The organism is Candidatus Lariskella endosymbiont of Epinotia ramella (assembly GCF_964019805.1).
GTDB lineage: Bacteria > Pseudomonadota > Alphaproteobacteria > Rickettsiales > Midichloriaceae > Lariskella.
On sequence record NZ_OZ026472.1, the window covers coordinates 931995 to 950643 of the forward strand.

The 18649-nt window shown below is 35.1% G+C and carries 11 protein-coding genes; 3 read left to right on the forward strand and 8 right to left on the reverse strand.

Translation table 11 applies throughout. From position 1 onward, the window contains the following. Nucleotides 1-77: 77 nt before the first annotated feature. Complete coding sequence (locus AACL20_RS04015; RefSeq protein WP_339051753.1) at nt 78-2768, forward strand: ankyrin repeat domain-containing protein; 2691 nt, start codon at nt 78-80, stop codon at nt 2766-2768. Between the two features lie 174 nt (nt 2769-2942). On the opposite strand, the gene AACL20_RS04020 is transcribed toward AACL20_RS04015, so the two are convergent. The 6 genes from AACL20_RS04020 to acnA all read right to left on the reverse strand — a co-directional run bounded on the left by AACL20_RS04020 (nt 2943) and on the right by acnA (nt 12299). Continuing rightward, on the reverse strand, nt 2943-4307 hold the full coding sequence (locus AACL20_RS04020) for a phage tail protein (RefSeq protein ID WP_339052673.1): 1365 nt from the start codon (nt 4305-4307) through the stop codon (nt 2943-2945). 53 nt (nt 4308-4360) lie between these two features. Beyond that, nucleotides 4361-5575 (reverse strand): IS256 family transposase, encoded by a 1215-nt coding sequence (locus AACL20_RS04025; protein ID WP_339051754.1) that lies wholly within the window; start codon nt 5573-5575, stop codon nt 4361-4363. A 43-nt stretch (nt 5576-5618) separates the two neighbouring features. Beyond that, nucleotides 5619-7670, reverse strand: coding sequence for a glycoside hydrolase TIM-barrel-like domain-containing protein (locus AACL20_RS04030; protein ID WP_339051755.1), 2052 nt, complete (start codon nt 7668-7670; stop codon nt 5619-5621). Between the two features lie 89 nt (nt 7671-7759). After that, nucleotides 7760-8580, reverse strand: a protein-coding gene (locus tag AACL20_RS04035) for an IS5 family transposase (RefSeq protein WP_339051669.1) whose coding sequence is annotated in 2 segments (ribosomal slippage) — nt 7760-8193 and nt 8193-8580 — 822 coding nt in all. Because the reading frame shifts where the segments join, the coding sequence is not laid out codon by codon here. Between the two features lie 42 nt (nt 8581-8622). After that, a complete protein-coding gene (locus AACL20_RS04040; RefSeq protein ID WP_339051756.1) occupies nt 8623-8832 on the reverse strand; it encodes a hypothetical protein in 210 nt (69 codons plus the stop codon). An 803-nt stretch (nt 8833-9635) separates the two neighbouring features. Then, the gene (gene acnA, locus AACL20_RS04045; protein WP_339051757.1) at nt 9636-12299 is read right to left on the reverse strand and encodes an aconitate hydratase AcnA; all 2664 of its coding nucleotides are present in this window, start codon (nt 12297-12299) and stop codon (nt 9636-9638) included. Nucleotides 12300-12592: 293 nt separating this feature from the next. On the opposite strand from acnA, the gene AACL20_RS04050 reads away from it, so the two are divergent. Then, nucleotides 12593-13204 carry a DUF2608 domain-containing protein gene (locus AACL20_RS04050; protein WP_339051758.1) on the forward strand — a complete coding sequence of 204 codons (612 nt, stop codon included), beginning with the start codon at nt 12593-12595 and terminating at the stop codon, nt 13202-13204. A gap of 5 nt (nt 13205-13209) precedes the next feature. Here AACL20_RS04050 and AACL20_RS04055 read toward each other — a convergent pair. After that, nucleotides 13210-14030, reverse strand: a protein-coding gene (locus tag AACL20_RS04055) for an IS5 family transposase (protein ID WP_339051669.1) whose coding sequence is annotated in 2 segments (ribosomal slippage) — nt 13210-13643 and nt 13643-14030 — 822 coding nt in all. Because the reading frame shifts where the segments join, the coding sequence is not laid out codon by codon here. Nucleotides 14031-14457: 427 nt separating this feature from the next. On the opposite strand from AACL20_RS04055, the gene AACL20_RS04060 reads away from it, so the two are divergent. After that, a complete protein-coding gene (locus tag AACL20_RS04060; RefSeq protein WP_339051759.1) occupies nt 14458-15591 on the forward strand; it encodes an adenosine kinase in 1134 nt (377 codons plus the stop codon). Nucleotides 15592-17011: 1420 nt separating this feature from the next. Here AACL20_RS04060 and AACL20_RS04065 read toward each other — a convergent pair. Further along, entirely contained in the window at nt 17012-18409 is a 1398-nt protein-coding gene (locus tag AACL20_RS04065; RefSeq protein WP_339051760.1) for a Do family serine endopeptidase, read from the reverse strand. Nucleotides 18410-18649 lie beyond the last annotated feature (240 nt).

Here is an 18649-nt window from a genome sequence, read left to right on the forward strand (position 1 = left end):
AATAGAGATATTTAAAACTAATACGCGCAATGACCTCTACATGCATCGCATATTAATATATTTTCAGGAATTTACTTATGAAACGCACAGAAGAAACAATAGATTTGAGACAGAGTTATGATGAAATCATTGCTCTGATGCAAAATGATAATGACCCTCTACCTCCAGAGTGGTTGCAGAATGAGGAATTTTTCTTCCATATTTTGCAGCAAGAAGATGCTAATATTCTTTCAGCTTTCTTTGAGGCCGCTCAAAATAATGGAGTAAGTATTAAACAAATTATAGAAGGACAAAAATATAAAGTATTGCAGCTTGCAGCAGAAAATCAAAATCTTCAGGTAATGGAGATATTACTGGATTATGCTAAAACAAATAGCATTAATATAAAAGAAGCGCTGAAAGGCAGTGGTGATTACCAAGCTTTCAAGTATGCAGCAGGAAATCAAAATCATAAAGTAATGGAGCTATTACTGGATTATGCTAAAACAAATAGCATTGATATAAAAGAAGCGCTGAAACACCGGGATTACTTCCTATTTAGAAATGCAGCACAAAATGTAAATCATGAGGTAATAAAATTATTACTTGAGAATGTTGGAATAGAGATAAAAAAAGTATTAGAAGCTAAAAGCTGTCTGATTTTCCACAATGCAGCAAAAAATGAGAATCATAAGGTGATGGAATTATTACTTGAGAAGGGAAGCGATGTTGGAATAGAGATAAAAACAATACTAGCAAACAAAGATTATAAGCTTTTCCACGATGCAGCAAAAAATAAAAGCCCTAAGGTAATGAAATTATTACTCGAGCATGCTAAAACGCTAGAAATAGATGTAAGAAAAGCAGTACTGGAGAAGTCATCTTTTCAAGAATTAGATAACATAAAGAGTGCACCATTGGACGCATTGTTACAAGTATTGGTAACAGCAAAAGATGTAGAAATTGAAAATGTAATTAGCCAAAATCCAGCCATTTTCACAGCGCCGAGAGATGTAGAATATCAAAAAATCAAAGATCTGATGAATTATACGCGATTTCTTTTTAAAGAGCCGGAAAAGTTGAGATTAGCATTACAACATATAGAATGGAAAGATGAGGAATTAGAAGATAAGGAATTATTTACAAAACGCTACGAAGAAATATTAAAAGGAAATGCAGAATATCAAGAAATCAAAGCTCTGATGTATACTATACCATCTTTTTTCTACGATAAGGAAAGGCTGATACTAGCGTTATCACATATAAACCCAAAAGATAAGAAATTATTCGCAGCACGCTGTGAAGAGATACTTGCACATTATAGCTTCAGAAATAAACTCGAAGCAATTGTTGCATATAAATCAAAAAATACCACTGCAAAAAATTTAATCAAAGATTCAGCATATAAAATTTCTGTTCTGAGACAGGAGGTTGGTGATGCTCTGTTCTCCAACAAAGGGAATGTTGATAATAAATGGTTAAAAAGTGGCGAATTGACAAAGCTTAGCTTAGTTACAAGAGATCTGATGAAATATGTGCCAATCAAAGACGAGCACGATAATTCGCTTGATGGCACCAACAAAGTCACCACGTTTAGTAGTCTGAGCAAAAACCTCAAAACAACAGTATTATCATTCTTAATTGCTCCAAAAGAAGCAAAACCAGAATCCATAAAAGCAGTATTTACTGTACTAAGACAGCCGCTGCATAAAGCGCTTGAAGAACAGGAAATAAAAGCTGGAACATATAACAAATCACTAGCATTGCTTCGTAAAGAAGTTATTCAGAAAGACATGATACCAAATACTCTAAACAATCTCTCCTCTTTAGAAGTTGCGATGCCAAAAGTATATGAAGAGCAAGGATTGTACGCAAAAGATGATACCGATACAACCAATCTTATCTCTCTAAACGTTCCTGTACTAGAGGCGCCTTATGAACAAAGCGAACAACTTAAAGAGCCTATATCACTTCGTAAAGCAAAGCATGAGAAAGCTGGCGCTACACCAGACAAAGAACCACCAGCTGCACCTCCAACTCCAGAACTTAATAAATATTTTATTAATAAAGAACTCGGCGTAATGGAAGTAAGCAATGCCCTCAAGCCAAAAACAGTTGCTTTATCTGATGCTCATCAAGAGCAAAACATTTCTGCTATAAATTCTGAAGCAGAATTTGCAGAGCAAAATACTGCTTATGTTCCAAGCTCACTGCCGAAAACGCTTTATAACGTGGCTGTCGGCTTTAAAGTGCTAGATACCGCTATAGATACTACAAGACTTCTATATGAACCAACAGCAAATAATGCTACAAAAGTTATAGTTGATTCAGCTCACATTTATAGCGCATTTTATGGCTGGAATTGGCCTTCTGTATTTGTCACCGTGGCCGACGGTATATATTCGGGCTACATCGGCGAATATGGCAAAGTGCTTCAGAATGCCGGGATGACAGCAGCATATATGGGCCTTTCTTATGTTGCAAATAAGGGTTTTCTTTATGCTGCAGCATCTGTTGGCGTGCCGCAACTAGCTCTTGGGTATAGCGCAGTGACTACCCTCTATGGCGCATATAGTTTACTTTCTAACTCGTATTCATTCTATGAAGAGTACTCAAGCGGTGATTTGGCTTTAAAATCAGACGCTGCATACGCAGACCTTGGTTGGTTTTGGCATAATCTTCTAGATCAATCTGGTAATGATCTGGATGTTGAACTTACTGCATATGCAGAGAATGATTGGCAAAATGATTTGTATCAATCTGACAATGATCTGCATGTTGAACTTTAATCAGTTAAAAACATAAGCTGAGTATTTTCTTGGCTTATGTATTATTTTCTACACTATATATTCGCCTGTAAGTCTTAAAAGCCATGAGTTTTAAGGATTTTTAGGCGAATATTTTCCAAGCGGCGGCACTAGCACTGCATCAAAAATCTTCTATTTGATCACTTAATGTTAGTTTTATATTCGTATACTAAGCTGCTCTCCAGCACCTAAAACACCGGAGAATTGAGCAATTTGAACTAAATGCTCATTTGAATCATTTAATTCTTTTCTATCTTTAATCCCAACATCAATATATGGTATAAACAGCACTTCACTTTTGGTCGTGCGCTCCATTACGAGCTTATTGCCTTTGCTAATATTGACTAAATATTTACATTCGGTCTCACAAAGCGGAACTTCAACGTTATTTCGCCATGCGCCATTGATCCTTGTTCTTCTAATCCATTTAATTTCTATGCCATTATCCAGATAGTTTTTGCTAAACAAAACAGGTGAAAGCGGCTTTAAATTTTCTGCATGATAATTAATATGCTTCGTAAAATCATCGTGTATATTAGCATTTCTGCCAAGTGTTGATGTTTTAATCTTAAATGACTGTCCAATGGTAAAATGTGGCATATTAAACGTTTCCACCTTACTATCTAACAAAATAAATCTCTCTCCTATACTGTGATTTTTTATTTTATGCTCTGTTCCGAAACGACCACGCAATAAATTACTCAATCTATAGCAATTTTCTGATACTAGTTCTGCTGTTTGAAATTGTATTATCTCATCACCAATGAGTGCAAGATTTCCGTTATTAAGTAATTCTTGTAATGTGATACTGTATAAATAGCCATGAAGCAGGCTTACCGCAACAGAGTTTTGGTTATCTGTGATATATTGTGAAGCTTCACCTAAAATCTCTAGTGTCGCGCCTATAGTTGCCGCGCTTCTAATGTCAATCATGCTTTGAAAGACGTCATCCAACTCTTCAGCATAAGATATATTGCATCCTGACCAATTATTGCTCATGCCGCATGCAGCTATAAGCACTCTTGCATTTGAATAATCACCTGTCTCTTGTGGCAACGTTGGAATATCCAAAATTTCTAAATGAGTTCCTAAATTTAAGTCAACATACTGATCTTCTACATCTATGCTACAATTGTCATTTTTATATATATCAAGATTTTCTGATACTCCTAATATTTTGACAATGCCATTTCTCCCTATTTCTACACTAGTTACTCTAATGCAATGCATTCTATTACAAAATTCTAACGTTATAACATCAGATGGTGATATAAACATATAACGCATCGGAAGTGCGAAACTGTACTGCAAACATTCAAGCCAAAAGTTATAAAGAGTCGTTTTTGCTATATGAAATGCTTCATACTCATTAAGTACCGATGGAAGATCTATAGTTATAGATTTTTTTGTAGTAACAGAACTACGCGTTGCGTGTTGATTACATACACTGTACTGTCTAGATTTATTGAGAAAATTTATATCAACACTATATGGCAAATCAGTTTCCTGTAGCCTTTTTATGTCACATGCATCCTGGGGTCTTTCTCATTGATTGTGTAAATTTTTTAGAGCCATTAAAATCTCCCATCAAATTTGATTATAAAATGAGCCATAGCTTCATTCCAGTTAGAGATAGGCATGGTCCATTTTTTGGTAATATAATCAATCGTTAGGTATAAAACCTTGAATACCGAATCATCATTTGGGAAAACACGCTTATTTCTTGTAACTTTTCTCAACTGACTATTCAGCGATTCTATAGCATTTGTAGTGTAAATTATCTTACGGATACTCTCTGGATATTGCAAAAATATTACCAGATTCTCCCAATTATTATACCAGGATTTTGATATATGTGGATATCGTTTACTCCATTTCTTATCAAAAGATTCTAGAGCAAGACGCGCTTCATCTTCAGTAGCAGAGCTATAAATAAGCTTTAAATCTGATGCCAATAATTTTCTGTCTTTATATGATACATACTTCAGGCTATTTCTAATTTGATGTACTATACAAAGCTGATGCTCAGTTTTGGGATAACTTGCGCATATAGCTTCAGACATACCAGTCAGGTTATCACTACAGGCAATTAATATATCTTTTAATCCTCGATTCTTCAATTCAGTAAAATTACTAAGCCAGAATTTAGATCCTTCATTCTCACTTATCCATAATCCTAAAATATCTTTTCGGCCCTGTAAATCTATACCCAGCGCAACATATACTGATTTATTAATTATCTGTTTATCTTGCCTTACCTTAACTATTAAACAATCAAAATATACTATAGGATATAATGGTTCAAGAGGTCTACTCTGCCAAATTCTAACCTCATCAATTACATCATCTGTAACCCTACTAATTAAACTCTCACTAACTTCTGCTCCATATAATTCTTGTAATTGGATCTTGATATCAGACAAACTCATCCCCTTGGCATACAGAGATATTATCTTTTGATCTAAACCATCTATTCTTGTTTGATTCTTGGAGACAATTACAGGTGCAAATTTACCTTCTCTATCTCGCGGAATATTTAACTCGATACTGCCATTCTCAGTAATCAAATTCTTATTATAATGACCATTCCTGCAATTCTCAGTTTCAGACCTATCATATTTGTTATAACCTAAGTGTTCAGACATTTCTGCCTGCAAGGCTCTCTCCAAAATACTCTTCGTTAATTCCTTAATCAATCCATCCTGCTTCAGTACTGTCTTTAAATCCGCTCCTCCTTCTATCAGTAAATCTATCGCTTCATTTATTTTCTTATTCTTTTCTGTCTTCATTCTAATTACCTATATTCTTTATTAATTCCAAATATAGGCTCTACTATAATTTACACAATCTTTGATAAAGACTCGCATCCTGAGCATTACTCTCTGCTTTGATAATCAACTCGCTTTCTTTGATTTGAATTGGTTTGTTGCTATATCTTGGGATAAAGTGTATTTTCCCCTCCTTTTCTACTGCATCAAAGAAATATATGCTTTGTAATATCTCTATTATTTTACGTATAGACGTCCTTGCACTGATATAGAGCCCATCTACATATGAGTGAATTCTGCTTGTGTCATAGTCATCTTTTGTAAGACCTGCTTTGCTACATAAAAACCCGAGAACATCGCTTAATAATGTTTTTGCTACCTTTCCTTGAATCCAATGTCCTCTTGACCAACAATCTACATCGTCCCAAACACTTCTCAGGCTCGGCCAAAATGGATAAGGTCTTGCATCCCAACACCAAAGAAATTTTCTCTCAACACATCTGCTATTTTTCCAGCGTTCTTCTGTACCTTGTATCCCAACTCTTTGTGCCATTATATCCACATTTCCTTTAGAATATTTTGGAAATCTTGATTCATTGCTTTTGCTGTCAAAGAACATATTTGGTTGGTTACTTGCGCAATCAACAGAAGGAAAGCCATATTCTGTAAACCAAATCTTTTTAGACTTTGGAATCCAATTAGTTTGTTTTCCATTTGGATCTATATGTGGATTTTCCCACCACCATTCTATATTTTTCCATGCATATTGAGGTGTAAGTGGCTTCTTTATATTTCTATTTTCATCTGAGAAGTAGAAATCATATCCCTCTCCCATGTCCCATCCTCTTTTTATTTCCTTTGGATCATATTCACTTTGATCACTATCAGTTATTGGAAAATATGCATCTATACCAATAAAATCTATGTCGTAAGAAGCCCAAAGCTTATCAAGGTGATACCACCCACCATCTGTATGATGATATTCACTCCAATCAGCGGCATACGAAATCTTAACACCGTTTCCTAATATTTTTCTCACCATTGATGCTAAATTAACTAACTCGTCTACGGCAGGAAAATTATTATGTTGATCTGCAATTTTTGTTATTGAGACAAGTTCTGAACCTATCAAAAATGCATCTATTTTGCCTTTGGCAAGTTTCGCGTAATGCAATATAAATTCGTTATAACCACCTTTTTTTGTGAAGAATCTCTGTACTTCTGAAGCATTTCCATACATTCTACCGCGCCATGGCTTACCTTTTTCTGCAACAAGTGGCATTGGGTATAACATAATCTTATAGCCGCGTTTCTTCATCTCCTCTAAATACCTTATTACACCAAGATCATTTGGAGTGCCTCCATATATTGGTTTATTGTCCTCACTTGGCACAAGAAGTGCATTTTTTCTTTTAAATCCCGCAACTTCCCACTCATCTGGACTTATCATTCCAGAATCGTGAAACTCTACTCCTGGCAGTATTTTTGAATCTGCAATGTTTAAGCTTGTTGCAAACCAGTTAACCACTGGTGCAACCCACTGGATATTTGGAAGTGTCTGCTTCAGTTGATTAAGTGACAAAATGCTATTGGAATGGCTTGAATTGTTGTGTTGATTTACAGGGCTAATATATCCGTGTGGCACCCATATTCCACTATTTTTGGAGCCTTGCATTTTATTTTGAATTTGAGTGTCATAGATAAATTCTCCACTTCCTGGAATTATCACTACAGATTCTATCATATCTTCTACTATCTCTTCGGCTTTTTCTATATTTCGCGATACCTCAAATGTAAAATTTGGTATTTTATTACCAAATTCGCCAAGATCTATGTGATCAAACACTACGTAAGAGAGGCCGCGGTATGCAGGTGTTTTTCCGATTCCCTCTAAGCTTTCTATCATAGGATCTGGCATTTGATCTTCTGTGCCGAGATAAAATCTTATGTTATAATTATTCTGGTTTAATAATAAATCATCTGCCCAAATCCTTTCGATTTTTTGTATTTTTCCTGAGCAAAGTGCGATTGCCATAGATACAGTATAAGTTGGCTCCTTATATTTGATATTGCTTGAAAATTTTCCACCTGAGTTTCGATCAATTTCTCTTCGCACCTTGATCGCTGTAGACCATATTATATTACCAGCAATACGCACTGTTCCATATATTTCCGGTATTACATTAGACCTCTTGCATAACCTATTTAAAGCTCAAAGTTATAGATACCAGCAAGTAAATTAAACCTTAAACCGAATCGTTTTCTTCTGTTCCTATAACGATCAGCGATAATTTTAAATCGTTTGATCATGCCTATGACGTTTTCATTTAAAACACGTTCACTAGACAATTGACGATTTTTCTTTTTATCTTTCCTGCTTAGTGGTCGCTTTTTTGTCTTTTTCTTTGGTAACTCTGAATTATAATGCAACTTATCAATGCCTTGATAACCAGTATCTGTAAGAACTTTAATCTCAGGGTGGATGTGAACTCCGGATTCTTTAAATAACCTGAAATCATGACGCTTGCCATTAGAAAAATTAGTGCAAATGATTTCTTTTTTCCTTTTATCCACAATAAGCTGAGTTTTTAGAGTATGTCGCCTCTTTTTTCCCGAATAAAAGTGCTTCTGTTTTTTTTAGGTCGTTCTATCGGTGTTTCAGTAGCATCAATTAACACAAGTTCGTATTCAGAATCGCTTTTTAGTAATGCTTTACGTCCAGGTAGTGAAAATCGTTTATCTTTAATTAGAGTATCTTCAATCCAACGTATATTACGATAACAGGCACTTTCACTTATTCCATAACTGCGGGAAATATGAAAATATGTCCTGTATTCACGCAAGTACTCAAGCGTCATGAGTAATCGATCTTCTAAAGCCAATTTATTGGGTTTTCCACCTTGAGACTTTAAAATAGCTTCAGCTTCTTTTAATATACTTAGTATAACTTCAAACGTTCCTCGTTTAATGCCAGTAAGCCTGCGAAACTCTTCTGCGTATTCATCTTTGATGTTTTCAAACTTCATGTTATCCTTGATAAAATCAAGGATTTTAATCAATTTATATGGTTATGCAAGAGGTCTATTACCGTATGTTGCACTTTGGTGATTGATATATGCAATCCCTGCAACACTCGTATCATTTCCACTAAATAATTGTTTATCTATTGCACTGCCCAAAAAGCTACCAAAATATCTCCCAATAGTAGGAGCAAAAAAACCACCTATAAGATTTTCACCTAATTTCTCACCTGTATTTCCCAGTATAATAGATGCCATAAATTCCTCGATTATTTTTAGTAAAATAGATGATTTTAGTTATAAGCTTTCCATGTACAGCAGAATAAATACTGCTGCACATTCATCAAAGTTGTTTTACTAGCTGAGGTTTTTAGGTGCTGCGTGTTTGTTTCTTGAATACATGGCAGTTATATTCTTGAAAAATGCCATGAAAAACATGTTAGGATTTATGCGCATTACATTATATTGATAGATAAGATTCCAAAATTTTTATCTGAAAACCAAAAATTGCTAAGTAAATCTGATATATATTTGATAAGTTAAAATTGCGCCTTCCGGAAGTATGCATCTTGAATTATATAGGAGAGCTAGATATAAATAAATCCACCAAGGATTATAAGAGTATATTCAAATTCTCCGCGAAAGATGATGGACTAATAAGGTTCGGATACTGTCTAAAAACAAGCATTAAATTAGGATTAAAGCTAGCATTATTTTTAATTACGCAAAATACGGTATGTAGTCCATCCGTCAAAAATTAGCTCAGTATTCGGCCATGCGCTAATTTTTGGATATATTAATTGGTCCAGTGCCACGCGCAAACACTACTTTCACAAAATCCGTAAGTTTTTTGAGTCTTTTATAACATTCTCTTACGGATTTAAACACCATTTTGACACTAGGGGCCCCATTTTATGCCTATTTTGAGACTTTTAGCGCGCGTAACTTACTAATAACTTGCATTGTTAAAACACGAGCTTTTCACGATAAAGACAATAACATTATACTTTTGACGTTTGAGCTAGTATCCCTCTGCTATATTTTAATTATGCATATAAAAATTATAGCTTTAAAAGCATGTAATGCAGTATTCCGCCTGCTTTTACGTATTCCATCTCTATCTCAGTATCAATCCTACAAATCAGTGTTACCTCACTTTGTTTGCCACTTGGACTTCTTATAACACAACTTAATTCCTGTTTTGGTTTGACACTTTCGATATCTGATATATCAATATACTCATCACCTTTTAAGCTTAAATTATCACAAGTTATATCCTTAAGCATAAAAGGTATAATGCCCATGCCGACTAGATTTGATCTATGAATACGTTCGAAGCTTTCTGCTATAACAGCCCTAACACCAAGCAAACTAGGACCTTTTGCTGCCCAATCTCTAGATGAACCAGTTCCATATTCTTTACCAGCAAATATGACAAGAGGAACACCAGCATTTTTATATTCCATAGCAGCATCATATATACTCATCTGGGCACCATTCTTCTGATAACATATAGTGTAAGGGCCCTCCACGTTATCAAGCATTTTGTTTTTAATTCTTATGTTTGCAAAAGTTCCTCGCATCATAACTTCATGATTTCCGCGCCTTGAACCATATGAGTTAAAATCATTTTGTTGCACACCAAGCGATGTTAAATATATAGCAGCTGGACTATTCTTCGCAATAGAACCAGCCGGACTAATGTGATCAGTTGTAGTGCTATCTCCTAGGATAGCAAGAATCCTAGCACCAGAAATGGATGTAAGACTATTGCTATTTCCCATATTGTTAAAATATGGCGGACACTTTATATATGTACTACTTGAATCCCAAGCGTAGTTAGTACTTGTTGAGCTGCTAATTCTTCTCCATTCTTCGCTGCCACCAAACACATCTTTATAGCTATTATTAAACATCTCTGCGTCTATAATATTCATAATAGATTTAATTTCAGCATCAGTTGGCATAATATCTGATAGGTACACTTCTTCACCGCTTGCGTTAGTAGCAAGTGGCTCTGTTGCAAGATTTACCATCACATTGCCAGCAATAGCATATGCAACACAAAGAGGAGGAGAAGCCAGGTAATTAGCACGTACTAGTGGGTGTATTCTACCTTCGAAATTTCTATTTCCTGATAAAACTGCTGCAACCATCAAATTATTTTCTGATATATCACGCTCCACTTTTGGCAACAATGGACCGGAATTTCCTATGCAAGTAGTGCATCCATATCCAACAGTGTAGAAACCAAGCTGCTCTAAATATTTATCTAATCCAGATTTTTTCAGATATTCTGTAACAACTTGAGAACCAGGTGCTATAGAAGTTTTGACCCAAGGTTTTGAGGAAAGGCCGTGCTTTACCGCATTTTTTGCCAAAAGTCCTGCGCAGATCATCACAAAAGGATTTGATGTATTTGTACAACTTGTAATCGCTGCTATTACTACTGCTCCATCTTTTAAGCTGTTCATACTTTTCGAAGCAAGAGACATAACTTTTTTGCTACTCTTATGAAAGTCAGATAAAGATTCCTTAAAGTTTGAGACAACATCTTGCAGCAATACCCTATCCTGTGGTCTTTTTGGACCAGCCAATGTCATTTCCACAGCGTTTAAGTCTATCTCTACATGATCACTAAACTCCATTTCAGCATTGTCATCACGCCATAATAACTGTGTTTTAGCATACTTTTTGACAAGAGCAACTTGCTCTCTTGTTCTACCAGTTAGCTCAAGGTACTTTATAGTTTCATCATCTATAGGGAAAAATCCACAAGTTGCTCCATATTCAGGAGACATATTTGCAATAGTTGCGCGATCTGCAAGTGTGATTGATGAAAGTCCAGGTCCATAAAATTCAACAAACTTGCCAACTACTCCTTTGCTCCTAAGCACATTTGTTATAGTTATTACTAAATCTGTTGCATTGATTCCATGCTTCAGTTTGCCAACTAATTTTACACCAACGACTTCTGGTAATACCATGGAGATAGGTTGCCCAAGCATTGCAGCTTCAGCTTCTATACCACCTACTCCCCAACCAAGCACTGAAAGTCCGTTAATCATTGTAGTATGACTATCAGTTCCAACTAACGTATCAGGAAATACCAGATATTTATTTGAATCATTTGAACTCCATACAACTTTAGCAAAAAATTCTAGATTAACTTGGTGACATATTCCAGTGCCAGGCGGCACGACTCTAAAGTTATCGAAAGCATCCTGTCCCCAACGCAAAAATTCGTAGCGTTCTTTATTGCGATTCATCTCATTTTCGGTATTTGCAAGTAATGCAGAGACACTACCATATTTATCTACCTGAACAGAGTGATCTATTACAAGATCTACAGGAATTAATGGATTAATTTTTTTTGGATCTCCACCTTTTTTCAAAACTGCGTCTCGCATAGCAGCAAGATCAACAATAGCAGGAACACCTGTAAAATCTTGCATTAGCACTCTTGCAGGAAAAAATGCCACTTCTTGTTCTGATTTATTATGTTTTAACCAGCTCGGAATTGCTTGTATATCAGCAATAGATACATATTTTCCATCTTCGTGCCTAAGCAAATTTTCAAATAATATCTTGATGGAATTAGGTAGTTTTGCTAGTTGAAAACCAAGCTTAATAGCCGCATCCTGCAAACTAAAAAATTGATATTCTTTTTTTTCGCCCTCTATTGTTAGAGCTGCTTTCACTTTCAAACTATCCACAGATTGCATATTTTCCCACTCAAAAAGATGAATACTATCTAAAGGGTAATAATATATAATGATAAATACCCTATCTAGTTAAGACGATAACATTTTTTAATAAAAAGTAACAAAGCATTATTTATGATTTGCGAAAGAAGTGTAAGTTATCAAAATTTTTTACATATATATGCAACTTTTCATCGCATATTTTAATTTATTATTTCTCTTAAAAAATGCTAAAAATTGAAATATAGAAGTAATTTTGATTTGACAGCATAGCATTTCTGCATATAATATTTCAAAAAATATGGAGGTTCTATATGATAATCCAAAGTCATGACGTAAAAAAACTCATTCCTGTGATTGATAATTTAAGTGTTGATATGATCTTTGTGGATATTGATGACACATTGATCAAATATCAACATTATACTTGTAGAAGCTCATGGTTTAATAACTTCATAGAGCAATATGGAGAAGAAAGAATTCATAAAATAAAAAATCGCACAGAATGTGCTGAAAAATCTGACATTGTGGCCGTTTCTGAGGCGCTTAATGATTGGCTAATGCAAAAAGGCAGTGTTATTCCGCTATTTGCGCTTACAAATAAACGTGTTGCTGAGCATCATTACGCAGAAAGTTGGCGTAATGAGCTTGGAATTAGTTTTACAAAAATTCCTGGAGAAGAATTATTTGAGTATAATGGAACAAAAATTATGAAAGAAGGGATTATATATTGTGGTTATAACACTATGACTGGTGGGTTTCAAAATTCGAAAGGTGGTGTAATTGAGCACTTTCTAAAAGAATTAGAACAAGGAAATTTTGATAGCATGAGCAAACCTAGATCTATACTTTTTGTTGATGATGTATTATACAACCTCGAGATGGTACAGAAAGCGTGTGAAAATGTTAATAGACCTCTTGCATAACCTATTTAAAGCTCAAAGTTATAGATACCAGCAAGTAAATTAAACCTTAAACCGAATCGTTTTCTTCTGTTCCTATAACGATCAGCGATAATTTTAAATCGTTTGATCATGCCTATGACGTTTTCATTTAAAACACGTTCACTAGACAATTGACGATTTTTCTTTTTATCTTTCCTGCTTAGTGGTCGCTTTTTTGTCTTTTTCTTTGGTAACTCTGAATTATAATGCAACTTATCAATGCCTTGATAACCAGTATCTGTAAGAACTTTAATCTCAGGGTGGATGTGAACTCCGGATTCTTTAAATAACCTGAAATCATGACGCTTGCCATTAGAAAAATTAGTGCAAATGATTTCTTTTTTCCTTTTATCCACAATAAGCTGAGTTTTTAGAGTATGTCGCCTCTTTTTTCCCGAATAAAAGTGCTTCTGTTTTTTTTAGGTCGTTCTATCGGTGTTTCAGTAGCATCAATTAACACAAGTTCGTATTCAGAATCGCTTTTTAGTAATGCTTTACGTCCAGGTAGTGAAAATCGTTTATCTTTAATTAGAGTATCTTCAATCCAACGTATATTACGATAACAGGCACTTTCACTTATTCCATAACTGCGGGAAATATGAAAATATGTCCTGTATTCACGCAAGTACTCAAGCGTCATGAGTAATCGATCTTCTAAAGCCAATTTATTGGGTTTTCCACCTTGAGACTTTAAAATAGCTTCAGCTTCTTTTAATATACTTAGTATAACTTCAAACGTTCCTCGTTTAATGCCAGTAAGCCTGCGAAACTCTTCTGCGTATTCATCTTTGATGTTTTCAAACTTCATGTTATCCTTGATAAAATCAAGGATTTTAATCAATTTATATGGTTATGCAAGAGGTCTAATGTTGATTTCCACGGCGTGCATCTGATAACTGTTGCACATAGTGACAAAAATTTATCTAGCGATTTAGAGACACTTCAAACTATCGGAATGATTCAAAACTATCAGATAAAAGGCATTGCTCTTGGTAGTTTTAATAGCATCGATCATGATAAAACAATATTAGATTACCTTGAGTCAAAACAAATCTGTCCAAATATTATTGCTTGGTATCACGAATAAGTTTTGTAAAAAGATAGTTTGATAAATCGCATCATCACGTATTAATTATATGCAACATATGTTTGGACTTTTTTTTACTTTTCTATACGTTACAATCTTTTCTTCTTTTAGTCTTGCTCAAACAAACGATCAACTTGTATCGAACTCTGTGTCACACTTGAGATATACACAGAGTGTATACGAACCTACGGTAAAATTGGATATCTCAACAACACAAGAGAAAAATGATCCAGCTGTCGTTCACGTAAGTGAAACAGTAGATAATAAAGATATGCGATTTAACTTAAACGATCCATTTTATAAATATGATGTAATTACTATAAGTGATGCAATAACCAACGCTTTTGTTAACTGTGATGATATTAAATTTTGTCAGAAAATCATCTCTGATATCGGGATACAAAAAGGCGGCTTTATAAGATTAGATAATGCTATGAAACAAAGAATTGATAAAATTATCCGTGATAATAAAAATATAATTACTATCAGAACAGAAGCCGCTGTATCTAGCGCATCCAACACCATAAGAATGACAAATAAATTAGGTGGACAATGTGCTTTTATAGGTAGTGTAGGAAGAGATGCTATGGGTTCTGCAATATATAAACGTCTTAGTGACCTCAAAATTAAGAGCCATATAAGTTTTAACGATGTAGAATCTTCAGTAGTATATATATTTAAAGATGAGGAAGGCGAAAAATTCATGGCGTCTTATATAGGTAGCTCAGGAAATACTAGCGAGGCAATTCCTTATGATGAGATAATAAGATCTAAAGTCTTGATGATAGAAGGATATGCTTGGAATAGAGGGAAAAAAGCTCGTGCTGCCATGCAAACAGCTATAAAATTTGCGAAGGTAAGTGGTGTTAAAACGGCACTTGGTCTTGGATCTACTTCTATAATCAAAAAAAATGTCCATGATATGCATTCAATGCTGCAGTATTTCGATATTCTATTTGGGACTAAGGACGAGTTTCTAGCATTGTTAAATAACTGCAATGCAGCAACTGATGAAGAGATCGCTGAAATCGCAAAGAAGCTGAATGCAATCTCTGTGATTACAATGGGTGAGAGAGGAGCAATGATAGTGTACCAAGACTCTATATATAATATCCCAGCTGAAAAAGTGAATCAAGTTGTCTGCACTGTAGGGGCAGGCGATGCTTTCGCGGGTGGTTTCTTATACGGATATACACATAACATGAGCCTTGAAGAGTCTGGGAAGATTGGCGCACATGTTGCTGCTAAGATAGTACAGATAGAGAGCACAACATTAGACTAGTTTAGTATAATCCATTCTGAAGAATGGATTAGTATATAGACTCTTGTTTAGCCAGTCCATCCGCCAGAAATTGATTCGTACGCACGCCAGGAGTCTCAGAAGCGGCATAAAATGATGCTTAGAGTGTAAAATATTATTTTAAATCCGTAAGAAAATGTTATAATAAGCGCAAGAAACTTACGGATTTTGATACATTCACATTTTTGAATATGCCATTGCAATTTGAAAAGAGCTTGAGTACTTTTTCAAGAGTGGACAAGCTGTATAATGCCTATTTTATACAAACCATTCAAAAATTTATAGTAAATTAAGTTGAAGTTTGCGCATATATATAGATGTGCGTTACACTCAAAGGAAAATGCCATCCTCATACAGCGAAGATTTTCGGGAAAAAGTAATAACATATGTATGCTTTGGTTCAATTCTTTAATACGCAAACCTCCACTTAATTTACCATAGTTATACTAAAAATTCTATCAATGAGTGATGAATAATGCCACTGATTTAGACTTTTGGCGAATGGACATTCGCGTAGCAAATCAATTTCTGTGGAGAAGTGAAATGTGCAAAAATTAGCCCATGATTCCGCCGGGCTTTGTTGCATAATGAGACTATTTCATTATCATTACATATAAAATCCTAAAGCTTCTCACTTCAAGAAGTTTATCTGCCATTGAAATACCAGCTTTGTTAGTTTATTTCGCTGATCTATTTAGCGCGAGTTGCCAATTAAAAATTAAGCATCTAAGCTACTAATTGCAGGTAATGCAGATAAATAGACCTTTCATAAAATCATCAAAAAACAGTACATTGATGCAAAAACCTTTTCCACATGTTATTTTTGTTCATTTGCAAAACCCTAAAGCAACATATAGCTCCCTAAAAATCTATCATGCAGCAATCAATTAATTGGCAACTCGCACTATTTAGCAGATAAACTCAAGGATATGCACTACGCATTATGCAACAATGCCATTCGGCCCTGAGCTAATTTTTGGATATATTATTACTCATGTACAGCAAACACTACTTTCACAAAATCTGTAAGGTTTTTGTGGTTATTATAACATTTTCTTACGGATTTAAAGCGCTATTTTGATACTCCTGGCACTATTTCATGCGCACTTTCGAGACTTTTTTTGGGTGCAGTACTACACAAGCCATTCAAAAATTTAGCTATACTAAAAATTCTATCAATGAGTGATGAATAATGCCGCTGATTTAGACTTTTGGCGAATGGACATTCGCGTAGCAAATCAATTTCTGTGGAGAAGTGAAATGTGCAAAAATTAGCCCATGATTCCGCCGGGCTTTGTTGCGTACTAACAAATCATGCCATTAAAACCCTCATGCACGTACACGTGCACCTACTTGAGCGCAGTGCAATAGCTTTGCTTTTTTCAAAATCTGCAATACATATTTACTTAATTCCGCTTGTCTCTATTCCAACAAAGAATGTTTTACCGTCCCTTGCAAGAAGTAAAGCTGCACTATTCTTACCACTTTTCTTCATGTTATTAAACAAAGATATCAGTTCATTAGCACTTGTTACAGATTTGCCATTAATCTGAATTATTATGTCGCCTGGTTTAATTCCAGCAAGAGCTGCGACAGAAGCACGCTCAACATGCACGACAATCACTCCTGTAGCACTTTCATCTATATCATAAAACTTTCTTAGTTCTTTATTCATATCCTGAACTCCCATGCCAAGCAATGTCTTTTCACTCAAAGATTCCGTAACTTCACTGTCATCGTCATTGCTAGCTTGATCACCTACAGGTTTTTCAATAGTTACATTCAAAATTTTTGCTTTTCCGTCTCTAAGAACTTCCACAGGCACTTTTGCCCCTATATCCACTTCACCAACCATACGAGGAAGTTTATGCATGCTTGGTACATCTCTATTGTTGAATTTAACTATAACGTCACCAACATGTATCCCTGCCTTTTGTGCCGGGCTTCCTTTGACAACGCTTGAAACAAGAGCACCCTTTGGCTCACCTTGCATTCCAAGTCCTTCAGCAATATTTGGAGTCATAGTTTGTACCATAACGCCAAGCCATCCTCTAACTACCTCACCTTTTTCACGTAACTGTTTCACAACAGATTGCACAACAGCAGAAGGAACAGCAAAACCTATACCAACATTTCCACCACCACTACCAGGAGGAGATAATATAGCGGAATTCACACCTATAACTTCTCCCGCCATATTCAGCATCGGACCTCCAGAGTTCCCCATATTAATAGCAGCATCTGTTTGTATCAAATCATCAAAAGCGTTTATATCAATATATCTTGCTTTAGCAGAAATAATACCAGTTGTAACAGTCTCACCAAGCCCAAAGGCATTTCCTATCGCAATAACCCAATCACCTACCTTTGCCTTATCGGAATCACCAAATATTATATATGGAAGCCGTTCTTTAGTATCTATTTTTAGTACTGCTATATCAGTTTTTGGATCTTTTCCTACTATTTTTGCTTTATAAACCTTAGCTGAATTGTTTAGAGTGATATTTACTTCCTCAGCGCCATCTATCACGTGAAAATTTGTTACAATATAACCTTCAGGATCAAATATGAAGCCAGAACCAAGCGACATAGGCCTCTTTTTGTCTGGAAATCTATCGCCTTCCAACCAATCTCTCAGTATATCCCTTGGATCATCCAGCCCATTCATAGGGCGTCTTTTATTAGAAGCTTTTTGAGTAGTAAAAATATTCACGACTGCAGGAGTAGCTTTCTCAGCTATCTCTGAAAAAGATGGTAAACAAACTCCCCCTGCAGTTTGGCTAGTGCCTTTCTGAAACAAGGAGCTTATATCTCCAAATGCAAGACTACTGTAATGTATTATTGAAAAAATCGTACACAGTATAATTAACTTCTTATTAATTCTCATATTATGTTAGTAGTAAAAAGTTTCGCATCACATCAAATTAGGGAAGTGCCAATGAGTTCAGTTTGCGTGAAAGGAAATGTGCCAATCACATCTAAAAAACAAATAACACGGTCAGGTACTAATTCTATACGACTATAGTATTATTTGACAAAT

Coding starts and splice junctions, on each gene's coding strand:
- AACL20_RS04015 (WP_339051753.1), top strand. CDS start 78: ATGAAACGCACAGAAGAAACAATAGATTTGAGACAGAGTTATGATGAA.
- AACL20_RS04040 (WP_339051756.1), bottom strand. CDS start 8,832: ATGGCATCTATTATACTGGGAAATACAGGTGAGAAATTAGGTGAAAAT.
- acnA (WP_339051757.1), bottom strand. CDS start 12,299: ATGCAATCTGTGGATAGTTTGAAAGTGAAAGCAGCTCTAACAATAGAG.
- AACL20_RS04025 (WP_339051754.1), bottom strand. CDS start 5,575: ATGAAGACAGAAAAGAATAAGAAAATAAATGAAGCGATAGATTTACTG.
- AACL20_RS04050 (WP_339051758.1), top strand. CDS start 12,593: ATGATAATCCAAAGTCATGACGTAAAAAAACTCATTCCTGTGATTGAT.